The organism is Mesorhizobium cantuariense (assembly GCF_042647205.1).
In the GTDB taxonomy this organism is placed as follows: domain Bacteria; phylum Pseudomonadota; class Alphaproteobacteria; order Rhizobiales; family Rhizobiaceae; genus Mesorhizobium; species Mesorhizobium cantuariense.
Genome location: NZ_JBHRVD010000001.1, coordinates 4816734 through 4839550 on the forward strand (window position 1 = coordinate 4816734; position 22817 = coordinate 4839550).

The 22817-nt window shown below is 63.1% G+C and carries 21 protein-coding genes and 1 tRNA gene; 14 read left to right on the top strand and 8 right to left on the bottom strand.

Annotated elements, in window-relative coordinates; genetic code table 11:
• Positions 1-35 precede the first annotated feature (35 nt).
• The 3 genes from ACFOJ9_RS23455 to ACFOJ9_RS23465 form a co-directional block, all read right to left on the bottom strand.
• Positions 36-866, bottom strand: coding sequence for a carbohydrate ABC transporter permease (locus ACFOJ9_RS23455; protein ID WP_378981763.1), 831 nt, complete (start codon positions 864-866; stop codon positions 36-38).
• Positions 863-2038: an ABC transporter ATP-binding protein gene (locus ACFOJ9_RS23460; RefSeq protein ID WP_378981765.1), complete on the bottom strand. Its 1176-nt coding sequence runs from the start codon at positions 2036-2038 to the stop codon at positions 863-865. Before ACFOJ9_RS23460 ends, ACFOJ9_RS23455 begins: the two co-directional genes overlap by 4 nt.
• Positions 2039-2213: 175 nt before the next feature.
• Positions 2214-3014, bottom strand: a complete 801-nt coding sequence (locus ACFOJ9_RS23465; RefSeq protein ID WP_378981767.1) for an SDR family NAD(P)-dependent oxidoreductase — start codon at positions 3012-3014, stop codon at positions 2214-2216.
• A 167-nt stretch (positions 3015-3181) separates the two neighbouring features.
• Between ACFOJ9_RS23465 and ACFOJ9_RS23470 the strand changes: the two genes are divergently transcribed.
• The 4 genes from ACFOJ9_RS23470 to ACFOJ9_RS23485 all read left to right on the top strand — a co-directional run bounded on the left by ACFOJ9_RS23470 (position 3182) and on the right by ACFOJ9_RS23485 (position 7195).
• Positions 3182-4042, top strand: coding sequence for a DeoR/GlpR family DNA-binding transcription regulator (locus ACFOJ9_RS23470; RefSeq protein WP_378981769.1), 861 nt, complete (start codon positions 3182-3184; stop codon positions 4040-4042).
• 38 nt (positions 4043-4080) lie between these two features.
• Positions 4081-4881 (top strand): BtpA/SgcQ family protein, encoded by an 801-nt coding sequence (locus ACFOJ9_RS23475; protein ID WP_378981771.1) that lies wholly within the window; start codon positions 4081-4083, stop codon positions 4879-4881.
• A gap of 164 nt (positions 4882-5045) precedes the next feature.
• Positions 5046-6566 carry an FGGY-family carbohydrate kinase gene (locus tag ACFOJ9_RS23480; RefSeq protein ID WP_378981773.1) on the top strand — a complete coding sequence of 507 codons (1521 nt, stop codon included), beginning with the start codon at positions 5046-5048 and terminating at the stop codon, positions 6564-6566.
• A complete protein-coding gene (locus ACFOJ9_RS23485; RefSeq protein WP_378981775.1) occupies positions 6566-7195 on the top strand; it encodes an HAD family hydrolase in 630 nt (209 codons plus the stop codon). Before ACFOJ9_RS23480 ends, ACFOJ9_RS23485 begins: the two co-directional genes overlap by 1 nt.
• An 89-nt stretch (positions 7196-7284) precedes the next feature.
• Here ACFOJ9_RS23485 and ACFOJ9_RS23490 read toward each other — a convergent pair whose 3' ends face one another.
• Positions 7285-8427 carry an NAD(P)/FAD-dependent oxidoreductase gene (locus ACFOJ9_RS23490; protein ID WP_378981777.1) on the bottom strand — a complete coding sequence of 381 codons (1143 nt, stop codon included), beginning with the start codon at positions 8425-8427 and terminating at the stop codon, positions 7285-7287.
• A gap of 189 nt (positions 8428-8616) precedes the next feature.
• Between ACFOJ9_RS23490 and ACFOJ9_RS23495 the strand changes: the two genes are divergently transcribed.
• The 8 genes from ACFOJ9_RS23495 (at position 8617) to ACFOJ9_RS23530 (ending at position 16417) form a co-directional block, all read left to right on the top strand.
• A complete protein-coding gene (locus ACFOJ9_RS23495) occupies positions 8617-9501 on the top strand; it encodes a MurR/RpiR family transcriptional regulator (RefSeq protein WP_378981779.1) in 885 nt (294 codons plus the stop codon).
• Between the two features lie 45 nt (positions 9502-9546).
• Positions 9547-9969: a hypothetical protein gene (locus ACFOJ9_RS23500; protein WP_378981781.1), complete on the top strand. Its 423-nt coding sequence runs from the start codon at positions 9547-9549 to the stop codon at positions 9967-9969.
• Complete coding sequence (locus ACFOJ9_RS23505) at positions 9894-11132, top strand: ABC transporter substrate-binding protein (protein ID WP_378987999.1); 1239 nt, start codon at positions 9894-9896, stop codon at positions 11130-11132. Before ACFOJ9_RS23500 ends, ACFOJ9_RS23505 begins: the two co-directional genes overlap by 76 nt.
• Before the next feature lie 48 nt (positions 11133-11180).
• Complete coding sequence (locus ACFOJ9_RS23510) at positions 11181-12110, top strand: ABC transporter permease (RefSeq protein WP_378981783.1); 930 nt, start codon at positions 11181-11183, stop codon at positions 12108-12110.
• Positions 12111-12329: 219 nt separating this feature from the next.
• Positions 12330-12959 carry an ABC transporter permease gene (locus tag ACFOJ9_RS23515; RefSeq protein ID WP_378981785.1) on the top strand — a complete coding sequence of 210 codons (630 nt, stop codon included), beginning with the start codon at positions 12330-12332 and terminating at the stop codon, positions 12957-12959.
• Positions 12956-13915, top strand: a complete 960-nt coding sequence (locus ACFOJ9_RS23520; RefSeq protein WP_378981787.1) for an ABC transporter ATP-binding protein — start codon at positions 12956-12958, stop codon at positions 13913-13915. Before ACFOJ9_RS23515 ends, ACFOJ9_RS23520 begins: the two co-directional genes overlap by 4 nt.
• Positions 13912-14871, top strand: coding sequence for an ABC transporter ATP-binding protein (locus tag ACFOJ9_RS23525; RefSeq protein ID WP_378981789.1), 960 nt, complete (start codon positions 13912-13914; stop codon positions 14869-14871). Before ACFOJ9_RS23520 ends, ACFOJ9_RS23525 begins: the two co-directional genes overlap by 4 nt.
• 67 nt (positions 14872-14938) lie before the next feature.
• Positions 14939-16417, top strand: coding sequence for a M81 family metallopeptidase (locus tag ACFOJ9_RS23530; RefSeq protein WP_378981791.1), 1479 nt, complete (start codon positions 14939-14941; stop codon positions 16415-16417).
• 323 nt (positions 16418-16740) lie between these two features.
• Here the strand turns inward: ACFOJ9_RS23530 and ACFOJ9_RS23535 are convergent.
• Positions 16741-16816 (bottom strand) — tRNA-Ile (locus tag ACFOJ9_RS23535).
• Positions 16817-16949: 133 nt separating this feature from the next.
• Here ACFOJ9_RS23535 and ACFOJ9_RS23540 point away from each other — a divergent pair.
• Complete coding sequence (locus ACFOJ9_RS23540; protein ID WP_378981793.1) at positions 16950-17663, top strand: SIMPL domain-containing protein; 714 nt, start codon at positions 16950-16952, stop codon at positions 17661-17663.
• Between the two features lie 272 nt (positions 17664-17935).
• On the opposite strand, the gene ACFOJ9_RS23545 is transcribed toward ACFOJ9_RS23540, so the two are convergent.
• Positions 17936-18316, bottom strand: coding sequence for a hypothetical protein (locus ACFOJ9_RS23545; protein WP_378981795.1), 381 nt, complete (start codon positions 18314-18316; stop codon positions 17936-17938).
• A 288-nt stretch (positions 18317-18604) separates the two neighbouring features.
• On the bottom strand, positions 18605-19051 hold the full coding sequence (locus ACFOJ9_RS23550) for a YcgN family cysteine cluster protein (protein ID WP_378988002.1): 447 nt from the start codon (positions 19049-19051) through the stop codon (positions 18605-18607).
• A gap of 197 nt (positions 19052-19248) precedes the next feature.
• Here ACFOJ9_RS23550 and ACFOJ9_RS23555 point away from each other — a divergent pair, with 197 nt between their 5' ends.
• Positions 19249-21516, top strand: coding sequence for an OmpA family protein (locus ACFOJ9_RS23555; RefSeq protein ID WP_378981797.1), 2268 nt, complete (start codon positions 19249-19251; stop codon positions 21514-21516).
• Positions 21517-21901: 385 nt separating this feature from the next.
• Here the strand turns inward: ACFOJ9_RS23555 and ACFOJ9_RS23560 are convergent, their stop codons facing one another.
• Positions 21902-22768, bottom strand: coding sequence for an SDR family oxidoreductase (locus tag ACFOJ9_RS23560; RefSeq protein ID WP_378981799.1), 867 nt, complete (start codon positions 22766-22768; stop codon positions 21902-21904).
• Positions 22769-22817 lie beyond the last annotated feature (49 nt).

Consider the following 22817-nt stretch of genomic DNA (forward strand, 5'->3'; position numbering starts at 1 on the left):
GCTAGCGAGCCATGTCGGCTCTCGGAGCGGCCGGCCTATTTCACGCTGCCGAACGTCAAGCCCTGGACGATGAAGCGCTGGATGAAGCGGGAAGCCACGACCAGCGGCAGGATGGCAAGGACGACACCGGCCGAAACCTTGGCGATCTGGACGCCGTTGGAGGTCTGCAACGCGGCGAGCGCAACCGGTATGGTCGCCGTCTTCGGCCCGCTCAAAACCAGGGCAAACAGAAACTCATTCCACGCCAGGATGAAGCCGAGGACGCCGGCTGCCGCGATGCCGGGCAGCGACACCGGCAGCACAACGCGCCAGAAGGCGCCCCAGGCGGTCGCCCCGTCGGTCATCGCCGCCCACTCCAGATCGACCGGAATGCCTTCGAAGAAGCCCATCAGGATCCAGGTCAGGAAAGGTAGGTTGAGCGCGGCATAGACGATTATCAGCCCGGTCAGCGAATTGCTGAGCTCCAGGCTTCGAAACAGCGTGAAGGTCGGCAGCACCAGCGCCACGGGCGGCAACATTTGCGTCGCCAGCACGGCAAAACGCGCCCAACGACCGCCCGTACGGAAGCGGGCGAAGGCATAGCCGGTGGTCGCGGCAAAGGGCAATGCGAGCAGAACCGAGCCAAGCGCGACGATTAGGCTGTTGAGGTAGGACTGACCGAAGCGACTCGACAGCAGTGCCGAATAGTTGTCCGTCGTAAAGGCCGGCATCAACTCGTTGCTGTAGGATAGCTGCTCGGGCACGAAGCTCGTCCGGAGCACCCAGAGCGGCGGCAGCAGCACGATGGCGCAAACGACAATCAGTCCGAAATGCAGGCCGAAGCGGCGACGAAAGGCCGGCCGTTCGCTTCTGTCCATGCTGGTCATTGAGTGGCCCCCATGAGGCTCGGCCGCGCAATCACCAGTTCGGTCTCGGGATCAAAGAGGTGCATTGGCAGCGGGTCGATGTAGAGTTCGACGATCGAGCCGACGGGCGCCGTGAAATAACGGCTGAGGCGGGCGGCGATCTCCAACGGCTTGTCGTCGCCCGCCGCGCGCGCATCATCCTTGCCGCTGGACTGACCCGCAATCTGGCCGATCAGGACGTTCTCGGCGCCGAGAGCCTCGACGGCCACGACCCGTACGGCAACCTTCTGCCAGTCCGGCTTGTCAGGGCTTTCGTGGAAATCCTCGGCCCGCACACCCAGAATGACGCGGCGCCCGACACGCCCGCCATAGGCGGCGCGGTGGCGGGCTGGGACGGCAAGCACGGCACCGCTGTCGGTCAGGACGGAGAACCCTTCGCCAGGTGCGGCCTGAAGCATCGCCGGAATGAGGTTCATCGGCGGCGTCGCCAGGAACCGCGCGACGAAGGTGTTGACCGGATCGGCATAGACTTCAAGCGGCCGACCCGCCTGGACCAGACGGCCGTCGCGCATGATGCATATGCGATCGCCCATGGTCATGGCCTCGACCTGGTCGTGCGTGACATGGACAATGGTGCGGCCAAGGCGCCGGTGCAGCTTGACGAGTTCGAGCCGCATTTCGGCACGCAGCTGCGCATCGAGGTTCGAGAGCGGTTCGTCAAGCAGGAAGGCCGCCGGTTCGCGAACGATCGCCCGGCCGAGCGCGACACGCTGACGCTGGCCGCCCGAAAGCGCTGCCGGCTTGCGCCCGAGAAGATTCTGCAGACCGAGCAGGTTCGCGGCGTCTGCAATCTTGGCATCGATCACTGCGGCGTCGGTGCCGCGCATCTTCAACCCGAAGGCCATATTCTGCCGCACCGACATATGCGGATAGAGCGCGTAGCTCTGGAACACCACTGCGACGTTGCGGTCGCGCGGCGCGACATTGGCGACGCTCTTGCCACCAATGCGAAGATCGCCGGAGGAAATGCTCTCCAAGCCGGCAATCATCCGCAGCGTCGTCGACTTGCCGCATCCCGACGGGCCGAGAAAGATCACGAATTCACCATCGGGAATGGTGAGATCGACCTCATGCACCCCGTAATTGCCATTACCGTAGAGCTTGGAAACGCGATCGAGCTCGATAGACGCCATAGACTTTCCTCATGAACCCCGCCTGACCCGGTCGAACGCCGCGGTTGAAGTCGAGCGAACGGCTACCTTAGAGAACAAAATAGAACATTGAAAGCCTGTTTCCTGATCGTATGTGTTCACTTTTTTGGACGGCACGTGCCGGCACCAAGATCCGGCCACGACCGCGAGGAAGCCGTCAGGTCATGTAGACGCCGCCGGTCACGTTGACGCCCTGGCCGGTCATGAAGCGGGCTTGATCCGAGCAGAGGAAGACGACGACGTCGGCGACGTCATCCGGCAGTTCGAGCCGTCCGAGCGGAGTTTGCGCGATATAGTCGGCGACCACCCGTTCGGGCGTGACTTGCCGCAGATGCGCCTCCCACTCGACTTCTCGCGATTGCATGCCGGTCTTGACGAACCCCGGGCAGACGGCATTAACGCGGATCCCCTTGGGCGCGAGTTCGCGGGCAAAGGCCTGCGTCCAGCCGAGCACGGCGAACTTGGACGCCGAATAGTGCGCCAGGAGCGGCGCACCGACCTTCGCGGCAAGCGAGGCGGTGTTGACGATGCAGCCCGTGCCTTGCTTGACAAAATGCCGTCCGGCGATCTGATTTGCGAGGAATACGCCGCGTGCATTGACCGAGAAGTTGAAGTCCCACTCCTCGTCGGTCAGATCCAGCGCGTGCTGCATGGTGGACACGCCGGCATTGGCGATCAGGATGTCGCAGCCGCCGAGCGCTTCCAGCGCAGCGGCGAAGGCCGCCTCGACGGAATCGCGACGGCGAACATCGACCGCGACGGCGGCGGCACCGCCGCCAATCTCCTCGGCCGCCTGGCGCGCCGCGTCGGGATCCAGATCGCCGATCGCCACGACCACACCCTGCCGCGTCAGGGCGGCCGCGATAGCGCGACCGATCCCCGCACCGCCACCCGTCACGAAGGCACGCTTGCCGGCGAGTTCGGCAAGCACGGGAGGAATGACAGAGACAGCCGGCATGGTCGTATTCTCTCTACTTGATGGCGGAACGCATTCTGTTGATATCGAGATGCATACCAATAAAATCGAACACTGCAAACATAATTCTGTTTGAAAATGTTTGATCGTGCGATAAAGTGAAAATCAGCAGACCGCTTCGTCGGCGGCTTACCCCAGCGGATACATCGATGGCAGACGACACCGCCCTTCCCCTATCATCCACGCATGGCGCACCGCGCGATGCCGATCGTCAGCGCCTTCTCGCGCACGATCGGCACGCACACATCCTGGCTTTGCTGCGCCGGACGGGGTCGCTCACCGTCGCCGCGGCAGCGGCCGAACTCGCCGTTTCCGACATGACGATCCGGCGCGATCTGGTCGAATTGGAGCGCGAGGGCAGGCTTGTGCGAATCCACGGAGGTGCGATCGAGGCGGACAGCCCGCCGCTGGTCGCCATGGACAGTGAGGAGCCGAGTTTCGATTCGCGCTTGCGCCAGCGCCGCGACCCGAAGGCCGCGATTGCCGCGGCCGCAGCCGCGCTGGTCTCGGGATACCGCACGATCGCGATGGATGTCGGCACCACAACCTATCTGATGGCCGAGCACCTCAAGGACCTTCCGCACGCCAAGGTGTTTACCAACAGCCTCAGGATCGCAGCGTTGCTGAACGGCGGCGTGCCCGAGGTCTATGTGGCCGGCGGCCGCGTACGGGCCGACGAGATGTCGACCGGCGGGCCGACGGCTATCGCCCAGTTCGAGGCGCTGTGGTTCGACGTCGCCGTGATCGGCGTCTCCGGTATCACCGTGGACGGCCTCTTCGACTATTCCTTCGATGATACCGACATGAAGCGCGCCTATCTCAGACGATCAGGCGCCAAGATCGTGCTGTGCGACTCCGCCAAATTCCTGCGCATGTCGCTGGTGCGGATAGCGCCATTGTCGGACATCGACATCCTCATCACCGATGCCGAGCCGCCGGCCAGGATCGCCGCGGCGCTCGCCGCGGCCAAGGTCGAGCTGCGCATCGCGCCGCCGCTCACGCGCGACTGAGGCGCAATTTTTTCATTTTATCCCAAGGAGAAGACTCGATGGTATTTGATTTTTTCGGCGACAAGAAGAAGGCTGTCATCTCGATGGCACATATCGGTGCCTTGCCGGGGACGCCCCTCTATGATGCCGATGGCGGCCTCGACAAGTTGATCGATGGCGTACTCGCCGACATCCGCAAGCTGCAGAGCGGCGGCGTCGATGCCATCATGTTCGGCAACGAGAACGACCGCCCCTATGTCTTCAAGGCACCGCCCGAAGGCATTGCCGCCATGACTGCGGTCGTCCAGGCGGTGAAGCCCGAGCTCAAAGTGCCGTTTGGCGTCAACTACCTCTGGGATCCGACTGCAAGCGTCGCGATCGGCGCGGCCACCGGAGCCCGCTTCGTACGTGAGATCTTCACCGGCCTGTTCGCTTCCGACATGGGCCTGTGGGAGCCCGATTGCGCCGCCGCCTCGCGCCTGCGGCACAATCTCGGCCGCGACGACATGAAGCTTCTCTTCAACATCAATGCCGAGTTCGCCCACTCGCTCGACCAGCGCCCGATTGAATTGCGCGCCAAGAGCGCGGTGTTCTCGTCAATGGCCGACGCGATCCTTGTTTCCGGCCCGATCACCGGCCAGCCGGCCGACCAGTCCCATCTGCGCAGCGTCTGCGAAACGATCAAGGACGTGCCGGTCTTCGCCAACACCGGCGTGAACATCGACAATGTCCGCGATGTCCTTTCGCTGGCGAGCGGCGTCGTGATCGGGACCCATTTCAAGATCGATGGCAATACCTGGAACGCCGTCGACGGCGATCGGGTCAAGCGCTTCATGGATGTTGTCACCACTCTGCGTTGAGAGATGGTTCCCACGGCGACACCGGCCATTGCGCCGGGCTCGCCGTGATCATATCGATCATTGCGGGCCGGCGTCCGGAATGATCGACGGTATCGACCGGCAGGACACAACGAGGCCGACAGGTTTCGCCCGCCTGCCCTTCCTCGCATTTCAGTGGATACGACATGGCGTGCGTTCTAGGCCTCGACATAGGCACCACCTCGACGATCGGCATCCTGATCCGGCTTCCCGATCAGGTGCTGGGCCTCGCCACCCGCCCCGTCACGCTGCGTTCCGAGCACGCGGGCTGGGCCGAGGAAGATCCCGCGCAATGGTGGACGAATGTCCGCGACATCGTACAGGAGCTGCTGAGGACCAGCAGCATCAAGGCCGAAGAGATCGTGGCGATCGGCACCACCGGCATGCTGCCGGCGGTCGTTCTTCTGGATGATCGGGGCGAGGTGCTGCGACCGAGCATCCAGCAAAGCGACGGCCGCTGTGGCGCCGAAGTGGCCGAGCTCCGGACCGAATGCGATGAGACGGCTTTCATCGCCAAGGCCGGTAACGGCATCAACCAACAACTGGTCACCGCAAAGCTGCGCTGGATAGAGCGTCACGAGCCGGAGGTGTTCAGTCGCATCGCCACCGTTTTCGGCTCCTATGATTATATCAACTGGCGCCTCACCGGCGAACGTGCAGTCGAGCAGAACTGGGCGCTGGAGGCCGGCTTCGTCGATGTTTCGACACACCGGATCGACGACGATCTGGTGGCGCTCGCGCACATATCGCGCTCAGCCGTGCCACGAAAGATCGCCTCGCATGAAATCCTCGGTTCCGTCTCGGCGAAGGCCGCGGATGAGACCGGCCTGATGGCGGGAACACCGGTCGTCGGCGGTGCGGCCGACATGATCGCCTCCGCGCTCGGCGCTGGCGTTGCCAAGGCAGGCGATGTGCTCCTGAAATTCGGTGGCTCGGTCGATATCCTGATCGCTACCGACCAGATCAAGCCCGATCCGCGCATGTATCTCGATTACCATCTGGTGCCGGGCCTGTTCATGCCCAATGGCTGCATGTCGACCGGCGGCTCGGGCCTCAACTGGTTCGTACGCAATTTCGCCGGTGGCGAGACAGCAGCGGCGCAGGCCGAGGGCATTTCGGTGCATCAGCGGCTCGACGGGCTGGCGGCAGCGCGTCCCGCCGGCGCCGATGGCCTCACCATCCTGCCCTATTTCCTCGGCGAGAAGACGCCGATCCATGATCCGGCGGCCCGCGGCGTGATCGATGGCCTGACGCTTTCGCACGATATCGGCCATGTCTGGCGCGCTCTGCTCGAGGCCTACGCCTATGCCATCGCGCATCATGTCGAGGTGCTCAACGACATGGGCCACCAGACAGAGCGCTATCTCGTCTCCGACGGCGGCTCAAACAGCAGGATCTGGATGCAGATCGTCGCGGATGTATTGCAAAAGCCGGTACAACGCCTGACCGGGCACCCCGGCTCTTGCATCGGCGCTGCTTGGACGGCGGCGATCGGCGTGGGCCTGACAGACGATTGGTCCGGCGTTTCCGGCTTCGTCAGCTTCGCTTACCGGCTCGATCCCGATCCGCGCAAGGCCGACATCTACCGCGATGGTTATCGCCGCTATCGCGACCTCTATGCGCGCCTGTCGGCTCCTGCCGCGACCAGAGCGGGATTGTCATCGTAATGCATCGCGCCATCGCCTGGGACATCGACGGAACGCTGATCGACAGCGAGCCATTGCATCATCGATCTCTCCTCGCTGGCTGCCGCAACTGGAATGTCGATCTCGACGACCTGCCCGATCAGGCCTTTCGCGGCATCCATATGGGCGACGTCTGGACAATGCTGCGTCCGCGTCTTCCAGCCGGGCTCGATCAGCCGGAGTGGCTCGCAGCCATCAATGCCCACTACGTCGCCAACCGGGCGGACGCCACCGCAATCCCAGAAGCGATCGAGACGATCCGTGCATTGGCCGATCGCGGCATTCCGCAGATCTGTGTGTCAAATTCCGGCCGGCAAGTCGTCAATGCCAATCTCGATTCGCTCGGCGTGCTCGACCTCATGAGTTTCACAATCAGCCTCGACGACGTATCGGTCGGCAAGCCCGATCCGACACCCTATCGCGAGGCCTGCCGGCAGCTCGCCATCGCCCCAGGGTCGGTGGTGGCGGTGGAAGACAGCCGCACCGGCACTGAGTCCGCACGAGCCGCAGGTCTGTTCGTGGTTGGCTATCTCCCCAGCGGCGGCCTGTTCGGCGACGTCGATCTCAGTACCAACCGTCTGTCGTCGATCCTGGATCTGTTTCCTGGTTGAGAGTTCGGCGCGACGCTACCATCTTATCTGACGGGAATGGCGGGCCAGGAGGGCGCTGGATCGAACCTGAACCAGGAAGCCGACTACGGCTACGCCAAACGCGCCGGCGAAAGATCCCTCTCGGAAAGTCCATTCGCGAGCAGGTCGGCAGGCAGGCATCCAGAACCAATCAGGTCGGCCGCGGCACGGCCAAGGGCCGGGGCCATCATGATTCCATAACCGCCCTGGCCCGCGAGCCAGAAGAAGTCTGGCGCCGCGGCGTCGTACCCCAGCACGGGCGCCTGGTCGGCTACGAAGGAGCGCAGGCCCGCCCAGCGCTTTGCAATATGGCTGACGGTTGCCAGCGTCTCGCGCTGCAGCCAATCGACCAGCACTGCCACGTCCCATTCGTCAGGCTGGACATCCTGCGGTTCAATCGGCGTCTGGTCGCCCGGCGATGCCATGATCCTGCCGGCGTCCGGCTTGATGTAGGCATCGGCGGCGACATAGTCGACGGCAGGCATTTTGGCGATGTCTAGCCCTGGAGGGCCGTCGACGATGATTGCCGTGCGCCGTTTCGCCACCAGCCCGATCGGCTTAGCATCGGCCATGCCGCCGATCTCTCCAGCCCAGGCACCTGCCGCATTGACGACAATTCGCCCTTTCATTGAGAAATCTCCCGCTGAAGCTTTCCAGAAGCCGTCGCGGCGATCCAGTTTCGTGATGCGCTTGCCGCACAGGACGAGCCCGCCGCGCCGCCTGATGCCGCGCAGGAAACCCTGGTGGAGGGAGGCGACATCGATGTCCATGACGCCGCTTTCAAAGGCCGAGGCCGCGATGCGTTCGAGGCGAAGCAACGGTGCCAAGGAGAGCGTGCCAGCCGCATCCAGTTTCCGGATTTCGTATCCTTCCGTCGACAGATCGAGGATCGGCGCCAGCAGGTCTTCCTCGCCGTGAGCTGCCACCGTCAACATGCCGCGTTGGGTCAAAAGCGGCCTGTCACAGAATTCAGCTGGCGGGTTTAGGAAGAAAGCCTGGCTTGTCTTGTTGATGCGTCGAACCGTGGCGACGCCATAGTTGGGTGTGAAGAGCGCGGCCGACCTTCCGGTACTGTGGTAACCGGGCGCCGATTCGGCCTCGATGAGCGCGACTGTCCCCACGGCGGCGAGTTCATAGGCGGCGGCTGAGCCTGAGATGCCCGCGCCGATGACAAGATAGTCGTAGTCCATGACGGCCTGGCCTTTGGCTTGCATCCCTATCCAGGTGCCGTGGCACGCCGGACGGACGATCCTCCATTATCCGCGTTTGTTCTGGCGGTTCGATCCGGCGCTCTGTCGCCGCCGGCGCACAAGAGTGCAGTTCCTATAAAAATGCAAGAAAAAAAAAATAGATTGACACTGTGTAAGATTTATAACTTTGTAGTCGGCGGAGGAGAATTGCGCATGATCGGTTCGGTTCGCCAACGGCTGTCGGATTGCTTGGGCAGCGCGTCCAAGGCAGACAAGGCGATTGCGAGTTTCATGCTCGCCCAGCTGAACAGTCTCGCCTTTGAGACCGCCGGCAGCATCGCGAGCAAGGTGGAGGTCAGCGAACCGACCGTCGGACGGTTCTGCCGCTCCATCGGCTACACCAGCTTCAAGGATCTGAAGGATCATCTCAAACAGGATCTGGGCGACCGGCCGTGGCTGATCAGCGATCGGCTACGCGATTTGCAGCGCCGAACGCTTGCCGGAGAGGACCAGCTGGCACGCGGGCTGCAGCTCGAAATAGCGGGCCTGGTTGCCGTCTATGAACTTGCCCACACGCCGGAATGGAAGCGTGTCGTCAAGCGCCTTGCCACCACACCTGCCATCTTCGTCTCCGGTTTCCAGACCGAGCGCGGTGTTGCACAGACCTTCGTCAATCAGCTGCAGTATCTGCGCGACCGCGTCCATCTTCTCGATCTGGCCGGCGGCAATTTCATCGAAGTTCTGGCCTCCGACAGCAAGCAGTCCTGCCTCGTTCTCTTCGAGGCCAAGCGCTACTCGCGCATGGCGCGCCTGCTGGCGCAGGAGGCGCGAGGGCTCGGCATACCGACCACCCTGATCACCGACGCCTTCTGTGACTGGGGTCGCGAACTGGTCGACGAGATGTTCGTGGTCCCGACGGAATTCAATCTGTTCTGGGAATCGACCGCCCAGATGGCGAGCCTGACAAACCTGCTCGTCAACGGCGTGTTCATCGAGCTTGGCCCCGAGGTGGAGCAGCGCATGAATGAGGTATCGCGCCTCTACAGCCGCTTCACTGGATATGTCGGCGACCCGACCGGGCCCTCGATGGGAGACTAATTCGAGACCTACCGCCCAATAACCATAACAACAGGGAACAATGACATGCGTACCATGACCAAGGCATTTCTCTCGGGCTCGGCGCTTCTGTCCGCCGGCCTTTTCATGACGAGCCTGCCATCGGCGGCAATGGCCCAGGAAGCGACTTTCGCGCTTCCTGCCGGCGAACTGGGCGCGACCTCGTACAATCCGGTCACCTCCAGCAACCTCAATTCGGCAACGTCGCTCATCTACGACCGGCTGATCGAGCAGGATGCCGATCAGTCGTTCCACCCGCATCTGGCCACGTCATGGCAGGAAAGCCCTGACGGCATGACCTGGGAGTTCAAGCTGCATCCCGGCGTCAATTCCATGACGGCGAGCTCTTCAACGCCGAGACGATCGCAGCCTGGATCCCGACTTTCGCCGGCACGGAGAATGCCTTCATGGTCGAGGCAATCGACAAGGTCGTGGTCGTCGATCCGTTGACCGTCAAATTCGTCATGAAGCGGCCGGAGCCGAACATGCTGTACAACCTCGCCAGTTCCTTCATGGGCGTGCCCAGCCCCAAATCCTACAAGGCGCTCGGTAAGGACTACGGCGTCACCACCGCTGTCGGCACGGGACCATTCAAGCTGGAAAGCTTCTCGATAGGGCTCGAGACCGTATTGGTCCGCAATGACGATTATGCCTGGGATTCGGACCTGTCGGTCAACCAGGGTGCGGCGAAGATCGCCAAGATCACCTTCCGCGAGATTCCCGACCAGTCGACCGCGTTCCTCGAATTGAAGACCGGCGGCGTCGATCTACTGCTCGGCGTGCCGACCGATTTCCTGTCGATCATCAAGAACGAAAAAGCCGCCACCATCATCACGATGCCTGGAACCGGCATCAATTACATGCCGATCAATACGTCCGTGGCGCCGTTCACCGACATCAAGGTCCGCCAGGCCACAGCCCTGGCGATCAACCAGAAGGCCATCCTCGACAGCGTCTATGCCGGCGTTGGCCAGGAAGCACACAACTTCCTCATCAGCTCGCTTCCTGAATCCCAGGTCAAGCCCGGCCTCGACGTCAGTTTCGACCTGGCCAAGGCCAATGCGCTGCTCGACGAGGCCGGATGGAAAAGGGCCGACGACGGCGTGCGCGCCAAGGACGGCCAACCCCTGAAGGTAAAGCTCTTCACGCAAAACGATACGGAGTTCAAGCGGCTTACCCAGGTCGTGCAGGCACAGCTCAAGGATATCGGCATGGATGCCGAGATCACCGTGCTCGATTCCAGCACGATCCGCGACGAGTACAAGAAGAACAACCATCAGCTCGCCGTGCGCGGCTACGACTGGAACAACGCCGACATCCTCGACTGGTTCTTCAGCGGCGCGCGGCTCGGCTACCCGAACATCTCAATGTGGAAAGACGCCAAATCCGACGAGTTGGACAAGACCGCCATGACCAGCTCGAAGACTTCGGCCGAGCGGATCGCGAATTTCAGGACCTATCACGAATATCTTCTGTCCCAGTTCCTGTTCGTGCCGATCTACCAGCCGGCAACCAACGTCGCCTTCAACCCCAAGACAGTGAGCGTGCCAGAAAAGGTTCGCGGCCCGCGTTTCCGCTCGCAGACCATCATGGACATGCAGGTCCTGCAGTAACCAGCGCTACCGGCACTTGACCAACAGAGAAGCACCGGAGGAGCCGGGATGATCATCAGATACACGCTGCAACGTCTGCTGATGCTCATTCCGGTGTCCCTGTCGATTTCGGTGGTAATTTTCCTGGTCGTTCATCTCCTGCCGGGCGATCCGATCGACAACCTCATGCGCGTCGGCTCGTCTCCGGAAGACCGGCTCGCAATGACCATGAAATATGGCCTCGACCGGACGCTGATCGAGCAATACCTGCTGTGGATCAGGAGTATCCTGAGTGGGGATTTCGGCGAGGCAATCGTACTGCGCCGCCCGGTTTCGGACCTGATCTGGCAGAACCTGCCCTACAGCTTGACACTTGGCGCCCTGGCCTTCGCCTTCTCTTCGATCGTCGGCATGATCGCCGGCACCATCTCCGCGGTTGCCAAGAACCCGGTCGTGGAACAGGTGGTCAAGGCTTTCATCCTGCTTGGCTCGACGGTTCCCAGTTTCTGGCTGGCGCTGCTGATGATCCTGCTGTTTTCGGTGACGCTCGGCTGGTTTCCAGTCTCCGGCGCCAAGACCTGGACGGCTCTTGTCCTGCCGGTCCTCACGATCGGTTTCGGCGGTATCGCGCTGGTGGCGCGTGTTACCCGCGTGGCGCTGGTCGAGATCGCACGCCAGGATTTTGTCACGCTTTTGCACGCCAAGGGGCTGCCCCGCTCGACCATCCTGTTCCGCCATCTGCTGCCGCACGCCTTTCTGCCGGTCGTCACGATCCTGGCCCTGCGCATTGGCTGGATCCTTGGCGGCGCGGTCACCGTCGAATTCGTTTTCGGCCGGCCCGGCCTCGGCAGCCTGCTTATCCGTGCGCTCGGTCAGCGTGATTATCCCGTCGTACAGGGATGCCTGCTCATGCTGGCGCTTGCCGTGATGCTCGGAACGCTGATCGGCGACGTCGCCCAGGCCGCGCTGGACCCTCGTGTCAGGGAAGCCACCACATGAACGCATTGGCTCAATCCGGCGTCGGCCGCGCCTTCGCCACGCCGCTCGGCCTGTTTTCGGGCGGCTATATCATGATCCTGCTGGCGGTCGCGCTAACCGCGCCGTGGATCACGCCCTTCGATGTCACCATCCAGGATCTGGCCAACAGCAACGCAGCGCCGGGTTGGCCGCATCTGATGGGGCACCGACGAATTCGGCCGCGATGTCCTCTCGCGCGTCATGTACGGCGCGCGCACCTCGCTGTCGGTCAGCGCAACAGCCATCGGTTTCTCGATGATCGTCGGGATGGCGCTCGGCGCCGCCGCCGGCTATTTCGGTGGCCTGTTCGAACGCGCCGTGATGACGGTCGTCGATCTGACATGGTCGTTTCCCGACATCCTGATCGCGCTTATGCTGGTGGCGATCATCGGCCCCGGCCTGTCCAGCACGATGTTCGCCATAGCCGTCGCCTACCTGGCGCAATTCACCCGACTGACCCGGGCGCAAATCGTCCAGCTGAAGCGCGAGACGTTCATTGAGGCAACCATCAACCTGGGTGCCACGCCCGCCCACATCCTATCGCGTCACCTGCTGCCGAATGCCGTTGCGCCGGTCATTGTGGTCGGCATGCTCGCCATCGGCGACGGTATCATCCTGGAGGCGACGCTCGGCTTCTTCGGCCTTGGCGCGCAACCGCCCACGCCAAGCTGGGGTGCCATGATGAGCAGCGGCACCGCGCAGCTTTTCCTGGCGCCCTGGGTCATCATCTTTCCCGGTCTCGTCGTTGCCGTAACCGTGATTGCCATCAACCTGTTCGGCGATGCGTTGATCCGGGCACTCGATATCCGCGAACGGCTGCGCGGAACATGAGCACGATACTGAAAGTGGAAACTCTGCGCGTTGCGATCGGCGCGCTCACACCATTGTCCAGCGTATCGTTTTCGCTCGAGAAAGGTGAGACGCTGGGATTGGTTGGCGAATCCGGATCGGGAAAGTCGTTGACCGCCATGGCCATCATGGGGCTGCTGCCGCTGATCGGCGGGCGTATCACCTGCGGCTCGGTGGTCTTTGACGGCGGCGATTTGACCGCTTTGCCTGAACCGGCCTACCGGAAACTGCGCGGTGGCCGCATTGGCCTGATCACGCAGAATCCGATGACGTCTCTCGATCCTCTGAAAAAGGTCGGCCCGCAGATCGATGTCGTGGCACGGCTGCATCTTGGCCTGGACAAATCGGCCGCGCGCGCCCGCACCGTCGAGCTGCTGGGCGAACTGCGGATTCCGGAACCGGCTTCCATCTATCACCTTTACCCCCACCAATTGTCCGGCGGCATGAAGCAGCGCATCGTCATCGCCATGGCGCTTGCCGCCGACCCTGACCTCCTGATCGCCGACGAACCGACCACGGCGCTGGACGTCACCGTCCAGGCACAGATCATCCGATTGCTGAGCGACCTGATCCGCGACCGCGGTCTAAGCATGGTGCTGATTACCCACGATATGAGCGTAGTTGCCCAAGCCTGCGACAAGGTCGTGGTGATGTATGCCGGGACCGCGGTCGAACATGGAGCGGTCGCGGCGATTTTCGACGATCCGCGCCATCCCTATACAAAGGCACTGATCGGCTGCATCCCGCGCGGATTGGCGGGCGCGCAGCGCTTGAAGGGCATCGAGGGTACCGTCCCAAGCGTCGCCCACTATCCGCAGGGTTGCCGCTTTCACCCGCGCTGCCCGCGCGCCGAGGCAATCTGCGCTGCCGTGCCACCACCCTTCATAGCCAGCCGTGACGGTGCCGCCGCATGCCATTTTGCCGGAGCCGTCGGATGAGCGCGTTCCTGGAAGTCAGCCGTCTGTCCAAACAATACACCAGCAAGCGCGGCCTGTTCGGCGCGGCCCGCTCGATGTACGCGGTCAACGACGTGTCGTTCCAGATGACGAAGGGCCGGGTTGTCGGCGTTGTCGGTGAATCCGGCTGTGGAAAGTCCACGCTTGCGCGCCTCATCCTGCGCCTGATCGAACCATCGAGCGGTGCGGTCCGTTTCGATGGCCTGGATTTGCTGAAGCAACGCCCGCGCGAGATGCGCCGTCTGCGCGCACGCATGCAGATGGTGTTCCAGGACCCCTATTCGGCGATCGACCCCCGCTACACCGTTGCCGATGCGGTGATGGAGCCGTTCCAGATCCAGGGGGTACGCCTTTCGTCAGCCGCGAGATCCGACATGATCACCGGATTGCTGACCATGGTCGGGCTCAACCCTCAGACAGCATCGAGCTACCCGCATCAGCTGTCGGGCGGCCAGAAGCAGCGCATCGGCATCGCGCGTGCGCTTGCGCTGAAGCCCGCACTTCTGGTGCTCGACGAGCCGACGGCCTCGCTGGACGTGTCGATCCAGGCCCAGATCGTTGGCCTGCTCGAACGGCTGCAGGAGGAAATGGGCCTGACCTACCTGTTCATTTCCCATGACCTCGCGCTGGTTAAATATTTCTGCGACGAAGTGCTGGTGATGTATCTCGGCCGCGTCGTCGAGGCGTTGCCCGATACCGACGCACCGGCACGTCATCCCTATACCAGGACGCTGCTCGACAGCACATTCCAGCCCGATCCGAAGCTGCGCCGTCGCATCCAGCCCCTGGCCGGAGAGGTGCCGAGCCCGTTCGATCTTGGGCCGGGCTGCGCCTTCGCGACGCGCTGCCCAAAGGTGAGCGAACGTTGCCGGGTGGAAACGCCGCTTCTGGCCGCTTCCGGAGGCGGCCACGCCGTAGCCTGCCACCATCCGGACTGATCCACGCGCCGAATTGCCGCCCCTTTGCGGTTGCCGCGCCCGAATCCATGCACTCCTGGAGTAACTTATGACCTTCAAAGTCCTGACCGCGGAAATCTACCACGAGACCAACACGTTCAGCCGTCATCCGACCGACGAGCAGGCGTTCCGCGACCGCTATTTTCTGACGGGAGCGGAAGCCATTGCCCAGCGGCGCGACGCCAACACCGAGCTTGCCGGTTTCCTCGATGTGGGACGCGCCCGCGACTGGCAGGTCGAGCATGTGCTGAGTTCCGCCGCCGGTCCAAGCGGCAGGGTCACGCGCGCTGCGTTCGACTGGCTATGCGAGCCATTGATCGCTGCCGCGACATCAGGAAATTTCAACGGGATTCTGCTTGGACTGCACGGCGCCATGGTTCCTGACTTTTGCGAGGACGGCGAAGGCGAACTGCTTCGGCGCTTGCGGGCTGTGGTCGGCCAGACCGTGCCGATTGCCATTACGCTTGACCCGCACGCCAATGTCAGCCGGCAGATGTGCGAGCTCGCCGATATCGTCGTCGCCTTCAAGACCTATCCGCATGTCGACATGCGTGAGATCGGGCGGCAGGCCGGCGAAATCCTGCAGCGCACCATGGCCGGCGAGATCAAGCCGCTCACGATCAGCGCCAGGCGACCCATGCTCGAGGAGGTCAATGGCGGGCGCACCGACATCGGTCCGATGCTCGAACGGCTCGCATCCGCGCGAGCCTACGAAGCACAAGCCGACGTGTTTGCCGTCAGCATCAATGGCGGCTTCGCCAGCGCCGATATTGCCGAGGTCGGGCCGACCGTGCTGGTCACCGGCCAGGGCGATTTCGATGCGCACCAGGCGTTCGCCGAAACGATCGCCGACGACATCTGGGACAGACGCCACGGGGTGCTGAACGAGTATGTCAGCGTCGAAACGGCGGCAGCGGTCGCCGTGGCATATAAGTCATGCGATGGCCCGCTTGTCATCGCCGATTATGCCGACAATCCCGGCGGTGGTGGCTATGGCGACTCGACCAATCTGTTGAAGGCGATGCTCGATGCCAGGGTGACCGACGCCTGCTTCGGTCCGATCGTTGATGGCGAGGCTGCGGCCGCCCTGCATCGGTCGGCCGTTGGCGAGCGCATCGGGATTGTGCTTGGCGGCAAGACCGACGCCCGCTTCGGGGGCGGTCCGCTCGAGCTCGATGCCGAAATCGTGGCGCTGAGCGATGGCCACTTCGTCGGCGACGGGCCGATGATTGGCGGACTCCCCGGCAACTTCGGTCCAAGCGCGGTGCTGCGCGTCGATGGCATCGAAATCCTGGTCGTGACCATCGCCCAGCAGATGCTGGACCTCCAGCAGTTCAGGGCATTCGGCATCGACCCGGCGGAGAAGCGGGTGGTCGCATTGAAATCCATGCAGCACTTCCGTGCCGCGTTCGCGCCGATTGCCGGCAAGATCATCGTCTGCGACAGTGGCGCGCTTTGTACGCCTCACTACGAGCGGATGCCGTATCGGAATGTGCCGCGGCCGATCTTTCCACTGGATCGGGAATGACGGCACCAAGGCCGCATAGCTTACCTGATCAAGGGAGCGCTTTCTCGCAAGCGCGTCTCCAAGGACAAATTCATGAACTTGGCACGCCTGAGCAGGTTCTCGACAGTCCCCAAAAACCCGAGACGGCCGACTTCCTGCATCCGGTGACGGCGAACTGCAGCGAGCGCTCTCGTGTGCGCGATCTCCTGCTATGATTCCCTCACGCCAGTCCTCGGAAGCCCACCATAAATCAACAAAATCAACGCGATGCACAGAGGTTCGCCAATATTGAATTGGCTAACCGAACCAATATATAACGATAAGTTGTTGATAAATAACGATAATGGTGGGCCCGGAGGGACTCGAACCCCCAACCAAGCGGTTATGAGCCGCCGGCTCTAACCATTGAGCTACAGGCCCCACGCGGGCTGGATTAATGTTTTTCCCGTCCCGGCACAAGGCTTTCCCTTGGGGCTTTCGGAGATCGCCCAAATCAACCCATAATCGCACTCTACGCGACCTCTGCGACTTGATCGCGGACCAAGGAGATTTCATGACCAGAAACCTTTTGCCTATCGCGCTCGCCGCTGCAATCGCTTTTCCGGCGATGGCTGGAGCCGCCGATTTGCCGACGCCGCCCCGCATCATTGTGTCAGGCGAAGGCGAAGCAACCGTAGCCCCCGATCTGGCGGTCCTGACGCTCAGCGTCATGCGCGAGGCCAAGACCGCGCGCGCTGCACTCGACGCCAACAACGACGCCATGGCCGCCGTGATCGCGGCGATGAAGTCGGCCGGCATCAAGGACCGCGACCTGCAGACCGCCGGCATCCAGATCAACCCGCGCTACAACTACACCAACAAGCCGGACGGCAGCCAGGAGGCCGAACTTATCGCCTATCAGGTGACCAACACGCTGTCGGTGCGGGTGCGCGATGTCGACAAGACGGGCGAGATTCTGGACAAGGCGGTGTCGCTCGGCGTCAACCAGGGCGGCGGCATCGCCTTCACCAACGACAACCCGGCGGCGACCGTCACCGAGGCCCGCAAGAAGGCGGTGGCCAACGCCATGGCCAAAGCCAAGACGCTGGCCCAGGCCGCCGGCGTCAGCCTCGGCCGGGTGCTCGAAATCACCGACCAGAACATCGCGCCGACGCCAATGCCGATCAACGCCAAGGCCTTCGATGCCGCGGCGGGTGCTGCGGCTCCGGTGCAGGCCGGCGAGAATTCCTACAATGTCCAGGTCACCGTCACCTTCGAGTTGAAATAAGCGGCCTTGACGATCCGTGGTTGAGGCTTGCCGCAGCCACGGATGCAATCACCTGCAATAGCGTGCATGAAAAACCCCGCGGGATCGCTCCCGCGGGGTTTTTCGAGCCACACCCTTCAGATGGGAAAGGGGCTCGGCTAGTCCCAGCTGATCTTGCTAAAGATCATGCTGCCCGGCTGACCCTCGTAGAGGGTCATGCTGCCCGGCTGATCTTGCTAAAGATCATGCTCCCAAGCTGACCCTCGTAGAGGGTCGGCCTTAATTGTCCAGCCTCAGCGATAAATAACCGGGCAGCCGCGATCATTGGCGAACACGATGACAACGCGGTCGCCATCCTGGCGGCCCATCACCTTCACCGTACGACGGCTGACGTCGACGATGCGGGCACGATGAAGGCCCATGCGCTCAGCCTTGTCGAGGGCACGGTCCGGCGAACAGCCACGGCGCCAGCCGCGGCGTTCATCACCGCGCCAGTCGTCGCGGCGTTCATAACGGCGATGGCGATAGCCATCGTCGCCGGCATAGACGCCGAAACGCGGGTCGTTGTTGTTGCCGAAGCCGAGATAGAGGCTGTCGGCATGAGCGGGGATGGCGGTCAGCGTGCCGAGACCGACCAGGGCCGAAAGGGCTGCCGTCTTGATCGTGTTGAACATTGTCTTCTCTCCTTTTTGCGGGCTTTCGCCCGTCCTCGTGAACCGATGGGGGGAGAATGCACTTACGTGTCTGAACTCTTTACGAACCCGCTGTTCATCTCCGGTTCATGTGGCGGGAAAAGGGAAATTGCCGGTCATTCACCATCGTCCAGCACAAGATGAGTACCAAAAACGTCTGATTCAGCGCCCGGTTCCCGATCCAGCGGATTGGATCAGGCAGTCCTAACGCGAGCCTCTGCTCGTCGTTCCCTAACGCGAGCCTCTGCTCGTCTTTCCGGCGCGCGAGCCCTACGGCTCCTCGTCCAGCATGTAGTCAAAATAGTCTTCCGGCTCGGCAAGCTCGGTTTCGCTCGCCTTGACCCGGCCGCGCATCGAGATGCCGGCTTCATGCACGGTCTCGGCGCTGCCCGACACCAGCCGGTGCCACCAGTAGAGGTCGTGGCCCTCGGCCACCAGCCGGTAGGCGCAGGTGCTGGGCAGCCAGCTGATGGTACGCACATTCTGCGGCGTCAGCCCGACGCAGTCGGGCACGCGCGCCAGCCGGTTGGCGTAGTCCGCGCAGCGGCAGCTTTCGGCGTCGAACAGCCGGCAGCCGACGCTGGTCCAGTAGATCTCGCCGGTATCCTCGTCCTCAAGCTTGGACAGGCAGCATTTGCCGCAGCCGTCGCAGAGCGATTCCCACTCGGCCGGGCTCATCGCCTCCAGCGCCTTGGTTTTCCAGAATGGCGTTTCCATTCCCGGCATGTGGCCCCAGCCGCCGGCAAGGTCAAGCGTGGCAACGGCCGGAATGCGGCGATCGCCAGGTGAATGACACGAAGTTGCCTTCAAAAGGCCGGCCATTCGCCCTGCACGGCCTCTATTCACGCCAAACCGGAACCAATCGGCGCAAGATCGGTTTCGGCAAGGATGGGACCCCACAAGGAGAGTTTTCGATGAAACGCCAACCACGGATTCTGGCCGGCACCGCACTTGGCCTGCTGATGGCATCCGCGCCGTTGGGCGCGTTCCCGCTTCAGGGAAGTGCCGTATTTGGCCCTGCCCAGCGCACGTCAGCCCCATTCATTTTGGCGCAAGCAGCGTGCGCCGAGGGCGAATCGGCCGAGGCCTGCGCGCAGAAGCAGCAGGCGGAACCCGAACAAAAGCCCGAGCGGAAGAAGGCCGAGCCGCAACAGCAGGCAGCGCCTGCCCAGAGCGAGCAGCCCGCCGAGGAGCAGCAGCCACGCAGGAAGAAGCGCGATCAGCAGCAGCAGACTGAGCAGGCACCGGCCGAACAGGCCGCACCCGCCGAGGAACAGCAGCCGCGCAGGAAGAAGCGCGATCAGCAGCAGCAGACCGAACAGGCACCAGCCGAGCAGGCCGCACCCGCCGAGGAACAGCAGCCACGCAGGAAGAAGCGCGATCAGCAGCAGCAGACCGAACAGGCACCGGCCGAACAGGCCGCACCCGCCGAGGAACAGCAGCCGCGCAGGAAGAAGCGCGATCAGCAGCAGACCGAACAGGCGCCACCAGAGCAGGCCGCACCCGCCGAGGAACAGCAGCCGCGCAGGAAGAAGCGCGATCAGCAGCAGCAGACCGAACAGGCGCCAGCCGAGCAGGCCGCACCCGCCGAGGAGCAGCAGCCACGCAGGAAGAAGCGCGATCAGCAGCAGCAGACCGAACAGGCGCCGGCCGAGCAGGCCGCACCCGCCGAGGAGCAGCAGCCGCGCAGGAAGAAGCGTGATCAGCAGCAGACCGAGCAGGCGCCCGCAGGCCAGGCAGAACCGGCCAACGACAATCAGCCCGACCAGGCGAAGCCGCGCAAGAAGAACCAGCAGGCCGAACCTCAAGTCGTCCCGACGCCGAAGGAAGCTCCCGCTGGAGAGGCGACCGCCCCTGCCGGCGAACAGCCTGCGGCCCAGGGCGAGCAGCCTCAGGACACGACGAAGAAGCGTGGCAGGAAGCCTGTTGGCGAGGCCACAGGCGAGCAGCCGGCCACCGGCGAACAACCAGCCAATGGCGAGACGGCCGCACCTGCCCAGGGCGAAGCGCCGGCCGATCCCAATGCCGCTCCCATTCTGGACAGCCAGAAGGATGCCGAGCGCAAGGGCGGCCGGAAGCAGGGCGACAAGATCGTCCCGCAGGATGGCGAGCAGCAGAATGGCGGGCAGAACGCCCAGCAAGGCGGCGATCAGGGTCAGAAGCCGGTGGTTGCTCCTGTCGACCAAGGGCCGCCTCCGACCGACGACAGGGCCGCGCAGCAGGAGATCAAGCCCGAGAAGATGGTCCCGGTGACCGAGGAGAAGGGCACGCGCGTAGAGCGTGCGCCCGATGAGAACGTCCGCGACCGCCGGCGTCCGAAAGGCGTCGACATCGTGAGGGAACTCGGCGACCGCGTTATCCTGCAGTTCAACAACCAGACATTCGTCCAGAGCAATGACGCCCCGCGCATGAATCGCGGCGCCAGGAACGTCTACTATGAGGATCTGTCGGGCGATCGCACCCGGGAAATCGTCGAGCGTGACAACGGTGTCCAGATCGTCACCATCCGCAACCGCTATGGCGACGTCATCCAGCGTTCGCGCATTGCGCCGGATGGACGCGAATATGTGCTGAGCTATGTCGAAGAACGCAGCTACCAGGATGACGGCGACTGGCGCGATCCCGGCGACGACCTACCGCCGATGCGGCTCACCATCCCGCGCGAGGAGTACATTCTGGACTCCGAGGATGTCGAAGATCCGGACGACTACTACACCTTCCTCGAACAGCCGCCGGTTGAGAAGGTCCAGCGTCTCTATTCCATCGACGAGGTCAAGCGTTCGGCCCGCGTGCGCGACATAGCTCGCCGCGTCGATCTCGACACGCTCAACTTCGAATTCGGCTCGGCCTCGATCTCCGACACCGAGGTGCAGAAGCTCGAGGGCGTCGCCACCGCCATGGAGAAACTGTTGAAGAAGAACCCGGCCGAGACCTTCCTGATTGAAGGTCACACCGACGCCGTCGGCTCGCCCGAAGCCAACCTCGCTCTGTCCGACCGCCGCGCCGAAGCGGTGGCGGAAGCGCTGACCAACGCCTTCGGCATCCCGCCGGAAAACCTGACGACGCAGGGCTATGGCGAGGAGTATCTGAAGGTCAACACTTCGGCGCCAAACCGCGAGAACCGGCGCGTTGGTATTCGCCGCATCACCTCGCTGGTAGCGCCGGTGGCCAGCAACAATTAGGTCATGATTTCAAAACCATGACCTGGTTTGTGGAATCGGCACGAGAAGCATCCATCCCCGGCCCTGCCGGGGATGGATCGACGTGCCGGGTTCAACAAGAATTGTACCGGTATGCAGCCGGGCTCATTGAATCGGAGGCGCACCTACCCCAGATTCAGGGCTGGGCGTTCCCTGCCCCGTCCCGACTCCAGCGGGACGCATTGAGCCCCGCCGGACCCTCTCCGGCGGGGTTTTTTGTCTGAGCAAAGGCAAGGAGGACGAGGCGTGAGGCTGCACCTTCTCCCCGTCACTATACGGAGAGGTGAGAAGCGGTTCACGCAGCGGGCTTTTCGAGCGACGAACGCCGGCAGGCGGATGAGGGGCAGCGCCGGGAGGGCGTGATTCGTCAGTAGATGCTTTTGACCTTCGTGCCCGAATTGGCAAACACCTCATCGGGGACAAAAAAATCGCCAGCCAGCGGCCCGGTCGCATCAGGCGAATAGACCGAGAAGTCGCTGACACCCTCGGCGCGCAGCACCTCCTCGTCGATGTAGAAATTGCCTGATGCCTCGCGCGACGGCCGCATGAAGATGGCATGCGCGGCATCGGCCATGATGTCGGGCGAACGGCTCATCGCCGCCACCGTCGCGCCGCCGAGCAGATTGCGGATCGCCGCCGTGTCGATGGTCGAGATCGGCCATAGCGAATTGACCGCGATGCCGTCCCTGGCGAACTCGGCGCTCATGCCCAGCGTGCACATCGACATGCCGAACTTGGCCATCGTGTAGGCGACGTGGTTCTTGAACCATTTGGCCTTCATGTCGAGCGGCGGTGCCAGATTCAGGATGTGAGCATTTGCGGCCAACTTCAGGTGCGGAATGCACATTTTGGAGACGAGGAAAGTGCCGCGCGTGTTGATCTGATGCATCAGATCGTAGCGCTTCATGTCGGTTTCCAGCGTGCCGGTAAGCTGGATGGCGCTGGCATTGTTGACGCAGATGTCGATGCCGCCGAATTTCTCCACGGTCCTGGCGACCGCCTCGGCCACCTGTGCCTCCTCGCGGATGTCGCACAGGACAGGCAGCGCCTTGCCGCCGGCCTGTTCGATCTCTTCAGCCGCCGTATAGATCGTGCCCGGCAGCTTCGGATGCGGCTCGGCGGTCTTGGCGGCGATCGTCACATTGGCGCCGTCGCGCGCGGCGCGCAAAGCAATCGCCAGCCCGATGCCGCGCGACCCGCCGGAGATGAACAGCGTCTTTCCCTTGAGCGACATTTTTCCTCCGCTTGCACTGTCTCGCTGCGCGATCCTTGCCTGTGACGCG

What these genes read in the sequence shown, in the direction of transcription:
- ACFOJ9_RS23455 (WP_378981763.1), bottom strand. Translation starts at nt 866, where the DNA reads ATGACCAGCATGGACAGAAGCGAACGGCCGGCCTTTCGTCGCCGCTTC.
- ACFOJ9_RS23460 (WP_378981765.1), bottom strand. Translation starts at nt 2,038, where the DNA reads ATGGCGTCTATCGAGCTCGATCGCGTTTCCAAGCTCTACGGTAATGGC.
- ACFOJ9_RS23465 (WP_378981767.1), bottom strand. Translation starts at nt 3,014, where the DNA reads ATGCCGGCTGTCTCTGTCATTCCTCCCGTGCTTGCCGAACTCGCCGGC.
- ACFOJ9_RS23470 (WP_378981769.1), top strand. Translation starts at nt 3,182, where the DNA reads ATGGCAGACGACACCGCCCTTCCCCTATCATCCACGCATGGCGCACCG.
- ACFOJ9_RS23475 (WP_378981771.1), top strand. Translation starts at nt 4,081, where the DNA reads ATGGTATTTGATTTTTTCGGCGACAAGAAGAAGGCTGTCATCTCGATG.
- ACFOJ9_RS23480 (WP_378981773.1), top strand. Translation starts at nt 5,046, where the DNA reads ATGGCGTGCGTTCTAGGCCTCGACATAGGCACCACCTCGACGATCGGC.
- ACFOJ9_RS23485 (WP_378981775.1), top strand. Translation starts at nt 6,566, where the DNA reads ATGCATCGCGCCATCGCCTGGGACATCGACGGAACGCTGATCGACAGC.
- ACFOJ9_RS23490 (WP_378981777.1), bottom strand. Translation starts at nt 8,427, where the DNA reads ATGCAAGCCAAAGGCCAGGCCGTCATGGACTACGACTATCTTGTCATC.
- ACFOJ9_RS23495 (WP_378981779.1), top strand. Translation starts at nt 8,617, where the DNA reads ATGATCGGTTCGGTTCGCCAACGGCTGTCGGATTGCTTGGGCAGCGCG.
- ACFOJ9_RS23500 (WP_378981781.1), top strand. Translation starts at nt 9,547, where the DNA reads ATGCGTACCATGACCAAGGCATTTCTCTCGGGCTCGGCGCTTCTGTCC.
- ACFOJ9_RS23510 (WP_378981783.1), top strand. Translation starts at nt 11,181, where the DNA reads ATGATCATCAGATACACGCTGCAACGTCTGCTGATGCTCATTCCGGTG.
- ACFOJ9_RS23515 (WP_378981785.1), top strand. Translation starts at nt 12,330, where the DNA reads ATGTACGGCGCGCGCACCTCGCTGTCGGTCAGCGCAACAGCCATCGGT.
- ACFOJ9_RS23520 (WP_378981787.1), top strand. Translation starts at nt 12,956, where the DNA reads ATGAGCACGATACTGAAAGTGGAAACTCTGCGCGTTGCGATCGGCGCG.
- ACFOJ9_RS23525 (WP_378981789.1), top strand. Translation starts at nt 13,912, where the DNA reads ATGAGCGCGTTCCTGGAAGTCAGCCGTCTGTCCAAACAATACACCAGC.
- ACFOJ9_RS23530 (WP_378981791.1), top strand. Translation starts at nt 14,939, where the DNA reads ATGACCTTCAAAGTCCTGACCGCGGAAATCTACCACGAGACCAACACG.
- ACFOJ9_RS23540 (WP_378981793.1), top strand. Translation starts at nt 16,950, where the DNA reads ATGACCAGAAACCTTTTGCCTATCGCGCTCGCCGCTGCAATCGCTTTT.
- ACFOJ9_RS23545 (WP_378981795.1), bottom strand. Translation starts at nt 18,316, where the DNA reads ATGTTCAACACGATCAAGACGGCAGCCCTTTCGGCCCTGGTCGGTCTC.
- ACFOJ9_RS23550 (WP_378988002.1), bottom strand. Translation starts at nt 19,051, where the DNA reads ATGGAAACGCCATTCTGGAAAACCAAGGCGCTGGAGGCGATGAGCCCG.
- ACFOJ9_RS23555 (WP_378981797.1), top strand. Translation starts at nt 19,249, where the DNA reads ATGAAACGCCAACCACGGATTCTGGCCGGCACCGCACTTGGCCTGCTG.
- ACFOJ9_RS23560 (WP_378981799.1), bottom strand. Translation starts at nt 22,768, where the DNA reads ATGTCGCTCAAGGGAAAGACGCTGTTCATCTCCGGCGGGTCGCGCGGC.